Origin of the sequence: Anabaenopsis sp. FSS-46 (assembly GCF_029891665.1) — a bacterium.
In the GTDB taxonomy this organism is placed as follows: Bacteria; Cyanobacteriota; Cyanobacteriia; order Cyanobacteriales; family Nostocaceae; genus Anabaenopsis; species Anabaenopsis arnoldii.
The window spans coordinates 20,337-35,144 of the sequence record NZ_JANQDG010000029.1 but is presented as its reverse complement, the minus strand read 5'-3'; the positions used below and the strand labels follow the sequence as shown (position 1 = coordinate 35,144).

Annotated in this window: 14 protein-coding genes and 1 pseudogene; 5 read left to right on the top strand and 10 right to left on the bottom strand. The window is 44.0% G+C overall.

The genetic code is table 11. The features are described from left to right. Positions 1–284 precede the first annotated feature (284 nt). Entirely contained in the window at positions 285–803 is a 519-nt protein-coding gene (gene ilvN / locus NWP21_RS02995; RefSeq protein WP_280791556.1) for an acetolactate synthase small subunit, read from the bottom strand. A 443-nt stretch (positions 804–1,246) separates the two neighbouring features. Here ilvN and NWP21_RS02990 point away from each other — a divergent pair, with 443 nt between their 5' ends. Next, positions 1,247–1,597, top strand: a complete 351-nt coding sequence (locus NWP21_RS02990; protein ID WP_280791555.1) for a BON domain-containing protein — start codon at positions 1,247–1,249, stop codon at positions 1,595–1,597. Here the strand turns inward: NWP21_RS02990 and NWP21_RS02985 are convergent, their stop codons facing one another. The 4 genes from NWP21_RS02985 to NWP21_RS02970 all read right to left on the bottom strand — a co-directional run bounded on the left by NWP21_RS02985 (position 1,598) and on the right by NWP21_RS02970 (position 6,238). Beyond that, positions 1,598–2,503 (bottom strand): alpha/beta fold hydrolase, encoded by a 906-nt coding sequence (locus tag NWP21_RS02985; RefSeq protein WP_280791554.1) that lies wholly within the window; start codon positions 2,501–2,503, stop codon positions 1,598–1,600. Between the two features lie 55 nt (positions 2,504–2,558). After that, positions 2,559–3,845: a carboxyl-terminal processing protease CtpC gene (gene ctpC / locus NWP21_RS02980; protein ID WP_280791553.1), complete on the bottom strand. Its 1,287-nt coding sequence runs from the start codon at positions 3,843–3,845 to the stop codon at positions 2,559–2,561. A gap of 165 nt (positions 3,846–4,010) precedes the next feature. After that, on the bottom strand, positions 4,011–5,237 hold the full coding sequence (gene ispG / locus NWP21_RS02975) for a (E)-4-hydroxy-3-methylbut-2-enyl-diphosphate synthase (RefSeq protein WP_280791552.1): 1,227 nt from the start codon (positions 5,235–5,237) through the stop codon (positions 4,011–4,013). Positions 5,238–5,359: 122 nt separating this feature from the next. Further along, positions 5,360–6,238 carry a M23 family metallopeptidase gene (locus NWP21_RS02970; RefSeq protein ID WP_280791551.1) on the bottom strand — a complete coding sequence of 293 codons (879 nt, stop codon included), beginning with the start codon at positions 6,236–6,238 and terminating at the stop codon, positions 5,360–5,362. A gap of 241 nt (positions 6,239–6,479) precedes the next feature. Here NWP21_RS02970 and NWP21_RS02965 point away from each other — a divergent pair. Further along, positions 6,480–7,349 (top strand): annotated as a pseudogene (locus tag NWP21_RS02965) (trypsin-like peptidase domain-containing protein); the annotation flags it as partial. Positions 7,350–7,397: 48 nt separating this feature from the next. On the opposite strand, the gene NWP21_RS02960 reads toward NWP21_RS02965, so the two are convergent. The 3 genes from NWP21_RS02960 to ispD all read right to left on the bottom strand — a co-directional run bounded on the left by NWP21_RS02960 (position 7,398) and on the right by ispD (position 9,148). Continuing rightward, positions 7,398–7,742, bottom strand: coding sequence for a DUF760 domain-containing protein (locus NWP21_RS02960; protein WP_271733890.1), 345 nt, complete (start codon positions 7,740–7,742; stop codon positions 7,398–7,400). Between the two features lie 124 nt (positions 7,743–7,866). Then, positions 7,867–8,403 carry an SMC-Scp complex subunit ScpB gene (gene scpB, locus NWP21_RS02955; protein ID WP_280791550.1) on the bottom strand — a complete coding sequence of 179 codons (537 nt, stop codon included), beginning with the start codon at positions 8,401–8,403 and terminating at the stop codon, positions 7,867–7,869. Between the two features lie 67 nt (positions 8,404–8,470). Next, complete coding sequence (ispD, locus tag NWP21_RS02950) at positions 8,471–9,148, bottom strand: 2-C-methyl-D-erythritol 4-phosphate cytidylyltransferase (protein ID WP_280791549.1); 678 nt, start codon at positions 9,146–9,148, stop codon at positions 8,471–8,473. Between the two features lie 109 nt (positions 9,149–9,257). Here ispD and NWP21_RS02945 point away from each other — a divergent pair, with 109 nt between their 5' ends. Then, a complete protein-coding gene (locus NWP21_RS02945; RefSeq protein WP_280791548.1) occupies positions 9,258–10,214 on the top strand; it encodes a glycosyltransferase family 9 protein in 957 nt (318 codons plus the stop codon). 34 nt (positions 10,215–10,248) lie between these two features. Here NWP21_RS02945 and NWP21_RS02940 read toward each other — a convergent pair whose 3' ends face one another. Further along, a complete protein-coding gene (locus NWP21_RS02940; protein WP_280791547.1) occupies positions 10,249–10,722 on the bottom strand; it encodes a CRR6 family NdhI maturation factor in 474 nt (157 codons plus the stop codon). A gap of 279 nt (positions 10,723–11,001) precedes the next feature. Between NWP21_RS02940 and NWP21_RS02935 the strand changes: the two genes are divergently transcribed. Together NWP21_RS02935 and NWP21_RS02930 are read left to right on the top strand one after the other, a co-directional pair. After that, complete coding sequence (locus tag NWP21_RS02935; protein ID WP_280791546.1) at positions 11,002–11,451, top strand: Fur family transcriptional regulator; 450 nt, start codon at positions 11,002–11,004, stop codon at positions 11,449–11,451. Between the two features lie 166 nt (positions 11,452–11,617). Continuing rightward, entirely contained in the window at positions 11,618–13,372 is a 1,755-nt protein-coding gene (locus tag NWP21_RS02930; RefSeq protein ID WP_280791545.1) for a DUF3685 domain-containing protein, read from the top strand. A 5-nt stretch (positions 13,373–13,377) separates the two neighbouring features. Here the strand turns inward: NWP21_RS02930 and NWP21_RS02925 are convergent, their stop codons facing one another. Further along, a complete protein-coding gene (locus NWP21_RS02925) occupies positions 13,378–14,808 on the bottom strand; it encodes an NAD(P)/FAD-dependent oxidoreductase (RefSeq protein ID WP_280791544.1) in 1,431 nt (476 codons plus the stop codon).

The window sequence follows — 14,808 nt, the reverse complement described above, 5'->3', positions numbered from 1 at the left end:
AGCAATCCTAAATGATTAATGAACAATTTCTGTTCCCTGTTCCCTTTCCTCACTGATAATTTCTCAAGTCAAATAGGATGACTATATTCCGATATAATTCTAGGCAATATGTTAGTAAAGTCCAGTATTTTCAATGCCATAACTATGTGAATATTATCAGACAAATACCCGACTGCTCAGAGGATGTCTGATAAGTCGGGGATCTACTGATGACATCAAACTTAATAGAAATGTTTGCTGGTAGTCAGAACTCAAGTCCCGACTAGCAACTGGCGCGGGTAAAATCAAACCTTAACTTCCAAAGACTTCAGCAACTCAGTATTGACACCAGACTCACGAGTCAGGGAAATTTTACCAGTGCGGGCGATTTCCCTCAGACCAAATTTTTGTAATACTTGGACGATGGCCACCATTTTCCCGGGGTCTCCCACAACTTCGAGAGTTAAAGAATCCTCAGCGACATCTACCACTCGCGCCCGAAAAATATGAGCTAATTCCACTACTTCTGCACGGTTGCTGCTAGTAGCATTCACCTTCAGAAGCATTAACTCTCTCTCTACACAAGGAATTTCGGTGATGTCTTGTACTTTGAGGACGTTCACTAACTTATACAGTTGCTTGGTGAGTTGCTCAATTACGCGATCGTCTCCAGGTACAGTCATCGTAATCCGGGAAACTCCTCCTTGCTCTGCTGGACCAACGGCGAGGCTTTCTATATTAAAGCCACGACGCGCGAATAAACTGGAGATACGGGAAAGAACACCCGACTCATCTTCTACCAAAACTGAAAGGGTATGTTTCATATTCCGCAAAACAGGCTCAGGCAATCATTTTGCTCACCGTTCTATCTTTTTTGACATTCTCCGGGCTGAAGCCGCGGAGATTCTTGGTTCATAGAACCCCATATCTTCAATTGTCAAGGTATGGCTGACCCCACGCTACGCCATCAGATTGCCATTAGGCAGTTGGGTTTTTATACAGGTTGTTTACCTTTCGGTGTTAATATTAATATATCACAAGTTCCAGTGGCGTAAACGCTTTAAACAGCCTTCTCCCAAGGGGAGACGCTGGGCGAACATCCCCTGCCTGACGTAGGAAATACGGCGCAATGCGCCTCTTCCTCACGGTTTTTCGGCATTTTCGTTAGGGCAAAACAGTAAATATCTTTTCAACGAGAGATGTAGATTATTGTCATGCTTTGATGATGGGAATAGAGTATTTAATCAACAATGGGAGAAAACCGCTTATGGGTTGGTTGCAAAGAATTTTTGGATTAGAGAAACCCCAAAACGCACGAGTAAATCCTCCTTCGCAGCAAGTACAGCCAAGTCCTTCTACTACCACATCAATTCCCCCAGAACGTTTAGGCTTGAATGGAGAATACGACCAGAGTGGTTTAGCCAAGCGTGTTGCATTGGCCTTTGATGAAGATTCCCAACTGGGGGATATTGATACTCTCTGGGTGGCTCAAACCGGTACTACTGTGGTGTTAAAAGGTCGGGTTCCCAGTCAGGATATCCTGAACAAGATGGTTGCTGTGGCCCGTTCGGTTCATGGTGCGACAGCTGTGAAGACTGATGAGGTCACAGTTACGTAATTAGATGTGTCTGTTAACCCAATCTAGAATTACTTGATTGACTGTTTCTGGACATTCATCATGGGGACAATGACCGACATTTTCTAAGTTGAGTACTTCTAGGTTCTCGTTATACTGAGTAAATCTCTGCGCCAGTATGGGGGGCACAAATCTATCTTTTTGTCCCCAAATTAGCAGCATTGGTGCTGTAATGCTGGGTAATATAGCTTTGACACTAGGACTAAAGTTAATAGCGATCGCCGCTCTAAACAAGGCCATAAAAGCACGAGGTGCGCCCCGGTCTTGGGGAGGGCTTGCTAAAATTTCTATTAGTTCATCGGTGATAGCTTCGGGTTTGGCGTAAGCCAGACTAGCCCAGCGACGTACAAAGCCGGGTTGACGCACCAAGTGAAATATAGGTTTGAGAAGCCAAGGGGAAGCAACTAATTTTTTAACTGCCATGACCACAGGTCGCATAACCGGCGGGATGGCTTCTTGTTCTAAAGATGGGTCAGGTAAACTCATCATGACTATACCTTTCACCATTTCTGGATGGGCTGCCGCTGCAGCTAAGGAAATCAGCGAACCGTTAGAATTACCGATTAATATGACTGGTTGACGGATAAATGCTTGCCAAAATTCATAGACCTGCTCTACCCACAGTTGTATACTATAATTGGCAGCCGCTTTTTTGGATGCACCAAACCCCAGCATATCGAGGGCATAGACTGTATGATGTTGCCCTAATACTTCTAAGTTATGTCGCCAATGACCAATGGAAGCACCAAAACCATGGAGCAGGATTAAGGGTGTAGTCTTTTGGGAATGTTGACTAGGTCGGATGTAAGTATAACGAGTTTGCCAGCCTCGCCACACCCAATCCCTTTGATTGCCAATTCGTTCTTGCCAGTGTACCTTATTGGTCAATTTTTCCTCCCACTCATCAAAGAGTGCTGAAACCTGCACCCCTTGAGTATCAAACTTACTTGGGTTCTAAACTCGTCATACCTCTAGCAGCAATTTCTTTACCCAACACTTCCACGGCTTTAGCGAATTGAGGGTCTGCTAGTGTAGCCAGTTTTTCACGTTGTCTCAACCACAATTCCTGACGCTGCTCATCAGATAATTCCACAGTCACATCGGGAACCACCCCATGTTTATTAATATCTTTACCACTGGGAGTATGATATTTAGCAATTGTCACCGCTAAACCTGAGCCATCTTCTAAAGGACGCACTGATTGCACTAAACCTTTACCGAAAGTTTGAGAACCCACCAAAACAGCACGTTTATTGTCCTGCAAGGCTCCTGAGAGAATTTCACTGGCACTGGCCGATCCTTTATCAACTAAAATCACCAAAGGTTTATCAGTTAAAGCACGTCCCCGCGCCACTTCCCGCTCCTGTTCACCCCCACGGTCAATAGTGGAGACAATCGTACCTTTATCTAGCCACATGCGAGCAATTTCTACACTGGAGTAGAGTAACCCGCCGGGGTTGCCACGTAGATCTAAAATATATCCGTTAACCCGTTGCTTTTCTAAATCCCTAATAGCGCTTTGCATTTCCCGGCTAGCATTGGCGCTGAACTGATTCAGTCGAATGTAACCTAAGTTACCTATAGGAGTTTGCTGTCTAGAATATTTAACTGGATGAATTTCAATGCGAGCCCGTGTGATCTCAAACTGTTTGGCTTTACCATCCCGTTCAATTGTCAGATTGACTTTCGTTCCCGGCTCACCACGAATTAGGGATACTGCTTGGTTAGTATCCATACCCTCGGTACTTTGACCATTAATTGTCTTAATCACATCCTTAGCCAAAATGCCGGCCTTAAATGCGGGTGTATCATCAATGGGGGAAATTACCACAATCTGCTTAGTTTCTTCATCTTGACTAATTGTGATCCCAATACCTGTCAGTTCCCCTGAAGTGTCCACTTGCATATTCTTGAACTCTTGAGGATCCATAAACCGGGTGTAGGGATCATCTAGCCGTTTGAGCATTTCCCGGATGGATGTATAGGCATCTTCCTGACTACTGTACTCTTTGCTCAAGTACTCCTGCCGCACAGCCAGCCAATCAACTTGATTAAAAGTCTCGTCTACATATTGGCGTTGGACAATTTGCCAAACCTCGTCTACCAATTCTTTGGGACTTGCTTTAAATAAAGCCTGACCTCGCGAGTGAATACCAAGGCTAGTAACAGCAATGGTGGAAAGCGTCACCGCCGTAGCACCCAAAACAAGTCTACTTTTTGTAATCACCATAATGACAGCTGCGTCAGAGGGAGGAATGTATAGTCAGTATGCCCAATCTAACACAGGGTTGCACTGTAGAGACCAGACATGTGTTACTAATTTCATTAAATTACTTGACAATCCGGGGCGACTCGGCATTGAGGAGGGGAGAAATTTTCCCCAATACCCACCTGTTCAAGGTTCTACCCAACGTCCATCTGCCTTAATCAGGTTAATCAATTCCTCTACACCTTGTGTTTCTGGGACTTTTTTAATTTCTTCTCGACCACGATATAAAGAAATGTAACCGGGTGTTTTACCAACATAACCATAGTCGGCATCTGCCATTTCTCCCGGACCGTTGACAATGCAACCCATAACTGCTATGTCCAACCCAGTTAAATGTTTGGTAGCTTCCCGGACTTGGTGTAAAACTTCCTCTAAATTAAATAAAGTCCGCCCACAAGAAGGACAAGCAACATACTCCACCATTGTTTTGCGCAATCCTAAAGCTTGCAGAATGCTGTAACAAACGGGAATTTCCTTTTCTGGTGCTTCTGTGAGTGATACGCGAATTGTATCGCCAATACCATCACTTAGTAATGTAGCAATGCCCGCGGTGGATTTAATCCGTCCATATTCCCCATCCCCTGCTTCTGTCACACCCAAATGTAGGGGGTAATCCATACCTAGGTCATCCATGCGCTTGGCCATGAGACGATAGGCGGCTAGCATCACCGGAACCCGTGAGGCTTTCATGGAAATTACTAGGTTACGGAAATCTAAGGATTCACAAATGCGAATAAATTCTAAGGCAGATTCTACCATGCCTTCTGGGGTGTCCCCGTAGGTAAATAGCATCCTTTCCGCCAGCGAACCATGATTTACCCCAATTCGCATGGCTTTACCTTGATCTCGCAGGGAAACTACTAAAGGTTCTAGAGTTTCACGGATTTTTTCGCCAATTTCTTCAAATTCGCTGTTGGTATATTCGCTTCTATTGGAGTTTGGTTTCTCAAACACATATAATCCCGGATTTATCCGTACTTTTTCAATGTGCTTGGCGACTTCCAAGGCAATTTTCATGCCATTGTGATGCACATCGGCCACAATTGGCACGTCTTGGTAAGTTTGAATTAATCTTTTTTTGATCTCCGCCATCACTTTGGCATGAGCCATACTGGGTACTGTGACCCGGACAATTTCACAACCAATTTGGTGTAAACGACGAATAGCTGCTACGGAACCATCTATGTCGAGGGTATCCTCGTTAATCATCGACTGCACTACTACTGGGTAGTTACCCCCAATGGTGACATTTCCCACCTTGACGGGACGAGTTTTACGCCGCTTAATGTTAGTATCAAAAATGGCTGGATTTGCTTTATTGTCAACGGTTGTAAGATTTGGCAGAGTTTGCATAACCTAATGAGGTAAATTGACTGTAGTTAAAATATCAGATTAAAGGTCTCTGTATCTCAGATTGCCACAGTTAGACCCTTTTTGGACAGTAAAATTGATTTGTCTGACGATGAACAACAGGTTCATGGCCTGTTGCTCAAATAACCTTGGGGGTCTTTCGCTACCCAACCTAAATCGGAATTAGAACGGATTTCAAAATGCAGGTGTGGTTGCCTGACAGTCGGCTCCCCAGTCGTGCCTACGGTTCCCAATAAGTCGCCTTGATTAACTTTTTGACCTAAAGAAACCTGAATATCACCAAGATGACCGTAACGGCTTTGGATACCGCCACCATGGTTAATGATCACTAATTGGCCATAAGTACCCTGTGGTTGAGCAAATACTATGGTTCCCGGAGCGATCGCTTGTACAGGAGTACCTACAGCAGCTAACAAGTCCACGCCACTATGAAACAACACTTCACCAGTGGTAGGATGAATCTGCCAGCCATAAGGAAACATCACAGTTGTGACTGACTGCAAAGGATAGCCACTAATAGATATAGGCTCTGTAGACCCATTAGAGTCAGTTATGGGGCGGGGTGCTGACCCATTTACCCCGGGAACAAATACAATTCTGGGGTCTTGTTGGCAACCATTGATTTCAAACAGGGTATCAGCGCGAACTTCATATTTTTCCGCCACCTGTCGCCAATTTTGACCCCTAGGTACTTGTACAACAATGCCATTGTAGGGAGGAATTTGCAAATTGCTCCCTACATTGGGCTTTGCGGTTCTCAGATCCGGATTCATTTCGATGAGTGTTGCCGATGTGAGATTGTACCGCTGTGCTATGCTCTCCACAGTTTCACCACGATTAACTTGATGGCGCACGAAGCGAGATAATGCCGGAGTTGGGCAACTAGGGGCTGCATGAGCCGTGTTTGAGCTTACAGGGGTGGATGTTAAACCCATAGCACTAAGTAGGCTATACAGCAAAACTAGACGATAAGGAAAAGTCATAAGATCAAAGTCAAGCGATCGCTCAGTTTAGATTTTAGTGGGGGAATGGGGCTGTGGACACTATGAGAATTTTGTCATGTCCTAATTGCCCTGTAGCTTATTGTCGTTTTATTTGTGAAATTATCTGTTAACTTGTCCATTGCTTGACTACACTGAGAAGTTAGCAACTGCAACGTTTTGTTGAAACCTATTGACAATCTCAGGTCTAAAGAGCTCGTTTCCACACATCTGACAAGGTTTTATGAAGTTATCCTTAAAACAGCTAAGTATTTATCTATCTTTACTGACAATTGGTACCGGTGCTGGGGTGTTCGGTAGTCGTTATCTTGTACCACATAACCGCCATTTTCAAGAGTTACGGAATGTAACCGCACCCTTGGCTTCAGAGTCTGTGGTTCCTCATCGGTTGGGGGGACCCATGGGCACTACTGGGGATGATAACCTGAATTTTATTGCTACGGCAGTACAAAAAGTCGGACCCGCGGTAGTACGTATTAATGCTACCCGCAAAGTGGCTAACCCCATCTCAGATGTTTTGAAAAATCCCCTCTTACGTCGATTTTTTGGCGAAGATGAGCAACCAATTCCCAAAGAACGCATTGAGCGCGGTACAGGTTCGGGATTTATTTTAAGCGAAAATGGCCTATTGCTGACTAATGCTCATGTGGTGGCAGATACAGACACTGTGCAGGTCACTCTCAAAGATGGTCGAACTTTTCAGGGGCGGGTACTGGGAGTTGATCTGACTACAGATCTCGCAGTGGTGAAAATTGCCGAAAATAAATTGCCCACGGTTAAGTTAGGCAATTCACAAAAATTAATCCCCGGACAATGGGCGATCGCTATTGGCAACCCTTTGGGGTTAGATAATACTGTCACTATCGGTATTATCAGCGCTACGGGGCGCACCAGCGCTCAAGTTGGGGTCCCAGATAAGCAAGTCAGCTTTATCCAAACTGATGCAGCCATTAACCCCGGTAACTCTGGCGGTCCTTTGTTAAATGCCCACGGTGAGGTTATTGGTGTTAACACTGCTATCCGCGCCGATGCTCAAGGTTTGGGCTTTGCTATCCCCATTGAAACTGCTACGCGTATTGCTAATCAACTATACAATCAAGCCACATCAAGTGATAGTCTGCAAAAATTGCCCGATTGACAATTAAGTATTAGACAAATTCTCTAACTGCATCCTTTGCTCCATCTGGCGCAGAAAGTATCCTGTCATCATGGCCGATGAGAGAAGCCCCGCTAAGTTCTCCTTATCTGTGGTAATTTGCACGTTAAAGTTTTCCAGGGGGAGCATTCCCACTAGTCCTTGGACGTTTTGCGAGATTATGTGTTTAATTTCCGGGCTGACGGACTGAGCGACACGGGCTAGAACTTCAGGAGGCTGATGTTGTAAATATTTGAGTAACTGATTCGGATTTTCGTCGAAGTGGTCATTGAGAAGCTGATTGGAGTTTTCCTCGGAATTGTCATTCAAAAAGTCAGGGTCAAACACCATTGGCAAATTTAAGCTTAGTTGCTGATTCTAGTGTGACATACTTCTACAGTTTGACATAGCTCACAATCATAAATTAGGGTGATCCCTTGACGGTTCTTCACAACTGGCTACACACAGATATCAATCAGCCGCACGGCTCTCTTGTTTGGGTTTGCTGGTTTAGTTCTAGTTGTTCTTCCGGGGGCTGCTGTTCTAAGATTTGGGGCAAGTTTTCAATTTGGAAATACTGATAAAATTTCGGTGTGACTTGCAGTGAGTAGGAGCGAGAATCATTGTCTCGCCGTTTCCTCACAAATCCGAGTTCCACCAGTTCCGGTACGTGTTGATATACTCCTGAACCTCGTAGTTCAATTAAATCAGTTTGGAGTATGGGGTTATTCAAAGCGATGGCGGCTAAAGTCCGCAATGCACCTAATCCTAATTCTACAGGAATCAGCCTTTGTACTAAGTCATGAAAATCAGAGCGCAGTTGCAAACTGTAACCATTGGGGGTTTCTAGGATTTCTAAGGCGCTATCTCTGTGAGCATAATTATCCATTAGTTCCATGATTCCCTCTTCGACTGTAGCGCGATCGCACCCTGCATACTCAGCGATTTCACCCAGGGATAAAGGCTTACCTTTTAAATACAGAATCGCTTCTATCTTAGTTGCTGTAGTCATTGGTCATTAGTCGTTGGTCATTGAATCAAAAATCCCCGCACCTTGACACTGGGGAATGTTCACCCCATTATCGTTGGCTGAGGATAAATTCAGCCATGGCCAAATCTTGGGGAGTTGTCACTTTCAAGTTTGTCTCTTCTCCCGGGACAATTCGGACTTCAATACCGCATCTTTCAAATAAAGCAGCATCATCGGTGACTTCCCAACCTTGACGAAGGCCTTGAGCGTGGCACTGTTTTAATAAGTTAACATTAAAGCCTTGGGGGGTTTGTGCTGCCCATAATTGCTGACGGTCGGGGGTAGTTTGAATGATGCCATGCTTATCTACGACTTTGATTGTATCTTTCACGGGAACCGCAGCAATTAAACCAGAACATTCTTGGATGGCTTGGGCGCATGAGTTGAGTAAGTCTGGTGTCACCAGACATCTGGCCCCATCGTGAATTAATACGTGTTCTGCGGTGTCTGGAAGCGCCTGCAAGCCATTATAAACTGATTCTTGACGCGAGGAGCCGCCAGGAATAAATTCCACTGGTTTAGTCACGTTTAGATCGGCGACAATTGCCTTGAAGTCTGGCCAGTCAACCGGTTGCGAAATAATCCCTATCCATTTGATTGTACTGGCCGCTGCGGCAGCTTTGAGAGTCCAAGCAATAATTGGTTGCGATCGCACTTGCAGGAGGAGTTTATTGCGGGTTCCTCCCATTCTTTTGCCGGTTCCAGCGGCTGGAATAAGTAAATGCACAGAAAACCTCAATAAATTAATAACTGATCATCAATGACTAATGACTAATAATCAATAACTAATGACTATATTCACCTAAAATAAGAGCGAGTACGCGTGAATAAATATTATGCGAGTAGTAGCCCTTGTTCCTGGCGGAATTGGCGACCAAATTCTTTTCTTCCCGACTCTAGATGACTTGAGGCGTTATTACCCTAAGGCTCAGTTAGATGTCGTTGTGGAACCCCGGTCAAAGGCTGCCTACCGGGTGAGCAAGTCAGTTAATGATGTCCTGACTTTTGATTACACAGACCGCAATAGTCTGGCTGATTGGAGTAATTTCGTGGGGATGATTCGCGATCGCGAGTATGACGCGGTGATCACTCCGGGAGAAAGTTGGTTAATGGGTCTTTTGCTGTGGCTAACTGGAATCCCTACCCGCGTTGGCTACAAAGGCAAAGGAGCAGGTTTTCTGACTGATTCTGTGCCATACCAACCCAACCAGTACAAGGCGGCAGTTTACCATGATTTGCTGCAACCCTTTGGGATTAAAACCCCTTGCCCAGAGTTAGCAGTGAATGTGCCTAAACCGGATATTGACTGGTCACAAAATGAACAAAAACGCTTGGGAATCAATGACACAGGCTACATATTAGTTCATGCTGGTTCTAGTGATATCTCTCTCACAGGTTCAGATCAACTCTACCCTCTAAAACACTGGGAGCAAATCATTCAAGAATGCCAACACAAGCAGCCGGATTTGCCTGTGGTGGTGATTCGCGGCTCTGAAAATGAGCAGGTTTGGCGATCGCTCCTGGAAAGAACCAGCGGGATTAAGCTGACTTCTCCTGATAACATTGGCAAATTAACTGCCATGATTGGGGGAGCAAGTTTGATGTTATCTACTGATGATCCACTACTTCATTTAAGTGTAGCAGTGCAAACTTATACTATTGCCCTGTTTGGCTCTACAGATCCAGAATCGGTGTTGCCCAAAAATGATAAGTTTCTGGCGATTAAATCACCAACGTCACAATTAGCAGATATTTCACCCCAAATAGTTTTGCAGAAAATTTGGGGCGACTAAAATCCTCCTACACCTCTTGAGAGGTGTAGGCTTTTCAAAGCATCTCAAACAACCCATCATCTAGGTCATAACCCAGCATTTGCGCCATAGACTTTAACCGGGATGAGCTGGGGATACCTTGTTCCTTGAGCCAATCACCTAATATAAAAATTTTGTGCATGAGAAATATTTCTAAGGCTTCTGGGTTATATTGAATACCTTCTTTTGCACTGAATTGGTGTGGTACAAGCATGGCAGTATAACGGGCTAATTCCCCGGATTTCCAATCTAGTAAAAATGGTAACCAGGGATATTTAGCATCTAAACGGACAAACCATAGACGCAACTCTGGGATTTCTGAAAGTTCCCGGGGATCTCCGGGTGATAAGGCATATTGGATATTAAAGCTTAACTGCTGTTCCCAGGATGCCATCCCTTTGTCTTCGAGTAGTTGCGTAATCACCTTCAAGACAGGTGAGATATCTAGATTGTTAACGTGGTCGGTATCGACTTGAATTGTAATCGTCATGCTCAAAAGTAGGATCGAGAATCACCAGCTTTGCTGGGTGTGATGGCACATTTGCACCCAGTTATTTTTTTACCTGTGTATGTCTAACTTGGCAAACTTAACACCTGCCTAGGGTTGGACATTTGCTATAATTGTAAGTTAAAGTTGTAATGAGTTTGTTTAAGAGCAGAGTGTAATCAAACAAACCCTAATCACCAACGGACAATCACCAGATTAAATTGTAAATTCCCAGAGCCAGACAAAATCGGGAAAATACCCTTATAGTTAACCAACTTAACTATGCAAAATCACTCGATCCCTCCCAAACCAATTCGTTCCCTAGAGGAAGCCCTGGATAGGTGTCAACTCTTGGGGATGCGCGTCAGTCGCCAGCGCCGCTTTATTTTAGAATTGCTGTGGCAGGCTAATGAACACCTTTCTGCTAGAGAAATTTATGCTCGTCTCAGCCAGCAGGGTAAAGATATTGGTCACACTTCTGTTTATCAAAATTTAGAAGCCCTATCAAGTCAGGGCATCATTGAGTGTGTTGAACGCTGTGACGGGCGTTTATACGGTAATATCAGTGATTCCCATAGTCATGTCAACTGTATTGATACTAATCAACTGCTGGATGTGCATATAGAACTACCCGCAGAATTAATCCGTGAGGTGGAAAAACAAACAGGAGTCAGGATTACTGAATACAGTATTAACTTTTATGGTTACCGCCATCCCCAAAAACCAGAATAATTTTTAACGGGATTTTCACCAATATTCCCACAAACTTGGCGTGACAATTAACCCACGAGAATGTCATACTCAGGAGGACTGCAATAGTTAAAGCTAAACTTGGGGGTTTTCATCATCAGCCGATCTCAGCGCGGTTTGTGACTGAGTTTCCCGCGTACTATATCTTATGAATAATAAACCCCTAAAATTATTGTTAATTGACAAAGATGCCATATTCCGGTTAGGACTACGGGTAGCTTTGTCAACAGTGCCTGACATCGAAGTAATATCGGAAGCAGAAACAGATACAAAGGCCTTGCAGATACTAGCAGAACTGGCTCAAAAAGACCCCAACCAAGTGAACTTGGTAGTTTTAGAATTAGGTAATGGTCGCTCTATTTCCAGTCAGCAGCAAGGATTACAACTGTGTCAACAAATCAAAAACCAATACCCCAAACTACCAATTTTCCTACTGAGTTCTGTTCAAGAACCAGGATTGCTGTTAGCCGTGCGTGCTACTGGCGTTAATGGCTACTGTCCTAAAGGTACTCCTATTTCTGAATTAGTCGCTGCTATGGAAGCAGTAGTAGATGGTGGTTGTTATTGGTTTCCTCCACAGGGAAGCGTTGATTCCACTGCGGATTATTCCATCACGCCATCACCTACTCTTCCCCTGGCTGGGGTGCGAAAAAATTGGTATTTGTCGGGGGTTGCTTACATTGAAGCAGATTTAGGCGCAGTGATGACGCAATTACAAATCCCTGGGATCCCGTTAATAGATCGAGCTGTTCTGGCTGGAAAAAGACGAGAACTATTAGCGGCGCGTTGGTTACTCAGTCGGTTATTAGTTTCGCCACAGGAAAGAGAACCCGAACAGCACAAACCGGCTGTAATTCCAGTATTCAGTAGTGAGAATGTGAGATTGAAGGTAAAAGAAGAACCTACTTTAGCGCCTCTACTTAGCCCGCGATCGCTACAATCTGATTTATTTGCAGTATGTGTGAATAAATTACAATTTTCTTTACAAAATGTCACAAATGTGGCTTTAGAAATTGATATTTTTCGGGAAGATAAAAGACGGGAACTACTGTATTTAATTCTGCAAAAACTGGCGCAAAACCTAGATGAATTGCGTGTTACTCAAGTAAGCGGCGCTCAATTAGAAAGCTTAAAAGACACAATATTATATGATTTATGGCAAGGAGTAATTACAGATTTCTTTGGCAAATTTTATCGCGTACAAGTAGGTAACCAAGATATAGAAGTTGTCAATTTATTGCTGCAAAATTATCGGGTGGTACAAACAGAGATCATCAATAAAATACCCCTAGTACTAGAGTTATTTTCTTATTTAGTATTTCAGACAGACTTGCATATTGATAATACCACCTACCCTGGGGGTACACCTGAAGCGAAATCCCAAGCATTAATAATTTTAGAAAATTTATTGATTTCCGTAGCCAATAGTGTAGTGCAACCATTGCTCAACTCTTTAGCAGACGTAGAAGACATTAAACAGAATTATTATGATCGCCGCTTAATTTCCACAAGAGAAATAGAACGCTTCCGCAATGAGTTATCATGGAAATACCGTTTAAACAAGTATATCAATGAGCCTAAAAGCATATTTGAAAGTACCTATGAGCTATTTGTATTAGCACCGCGTGGGATTGCCAAAACTGCAATTTATGCCCCCCGTAGTCAGGAATTAGCCCAGCTTTCTGGTATTCCCCTATTAGTGACACTGGTACTAGAATTTCGAGATGCGATCGCGCCGCGGTTAAAATCATTATTATCTATTGTGGGTAGTGGTATTGTTTTTTTGCTCACTAAAATAGTGGGACGGGGTTTAGGTTTAATCGGTCGTGGTATCCTCCAAGGAATTGGTAGCGTATCTTTAACAGAAAAGAACTTTAAGCGTCATAGTGAGCGAACGAAATAAGCCGATTACCAATTCCAATCGCGGCGGAAATGAAAAAAGCCTTCGAGAAAATCTTGTAAAGCATGATTGGTATTTAACCTTTGCTGACCCCACTGTGTGGCTGTATCTTCAATAATTTGGGAAAAGCTAGGATAGACACAAGACAAGGAAGCTAAATGTTTAACGGGAATTTTTCGGGACATAGCCAAAGCAATTATATTAATTAACTCCGACGCTTCCTCCCCCAATATGGAGGCTCCCAAAATTTCCCCATTGCGGTGTACAATCAACTTACATATACCTGTAGTTTGATCTCGGAGTTGGGCAGCTGGGATTGACTTATAATACTGCCGTAAAACTAAAACCTCATCGGGTCGAAATTGGCGTTTTACTTGGACTGGTGTTAAACCGACTTCCGCTAACCGGGGATGAGAATTGAGACCCCAGGGAATGTAGCGATAGTTGATTGTAAATCTGGGAAAAAACAAGGCATTTTTGACAGCGATTCTCGCTTCATAATTAGCAACATTGGGAAAATCATAACCCCCAATCACATCGCCACAGGCGTAAATCCGGGGATTAGTAGTTTGTAATTTATCATTAAGCAGTAAGCGACGTTGCCGCCATTTCACACCTACAGCACCTAAATTCAGGTACTCTAGGTTTGGTTGCTGTGCCGTTGCTACTAGGATTTGGTCGGTTTGAATAGCTTTATTTCCTACCTGAACCCACTTTTTACCCTCAATTAGTTTGACTTGAGTTACTGGTTTTTGAGTCAGGACACGCACACCATCAACTTCTAACTGTGCTTGCAGCAGGTGGGCTATTTCTGGGTCGGCGGAGGGGAGAATAGATGCAGATTTCACGGCTAAGGTGACACTACAACCCAACCGCGCCAGAGTTTGGGCTACTTCAATACTTTGGGGAATACCGCCAATAATTACCCAATTTTGCGGTAAGGTTGGTTGCTTGAGAGTTTGCCAAATATTAGATAATGTCAGGTAACCAGTGGGTTGTAATCCCTGAATTTCTGGATGGTACAAAACAGAACCAGTGGCTAGTAAGTAGGTACGCCCGCGCAATAGGCGTTGATTTACGGTAAAGCCTAAATGGGGTAAGGATTGAAATTGACCAGTACCCAGGATGACATCTACACCCAGGGCGGATAGGTTAGCCAGAGAAGTTTGTGCTTGGATGTGGTCGATCACACCGTGACTATACAACCTGGTTTCTGTCCAGGTGAGTGATGGTTGTGTGGTGTGAATTCCCCGGCCAGCAACATCATTGAGGTTATGGAGGATTTTAGCAACTTCGCTGATGGCTTGATGTTGACTAAAGCCATAATTTACTTGAGACTCCACTAAAGCCACGGTGGCTTTGAGTTGGGTTGCGACTAGGGCTGCATAGCGTCCGGCAACAGTACCACCAATAATTACTAAGTCGTAATCAATTGTCAT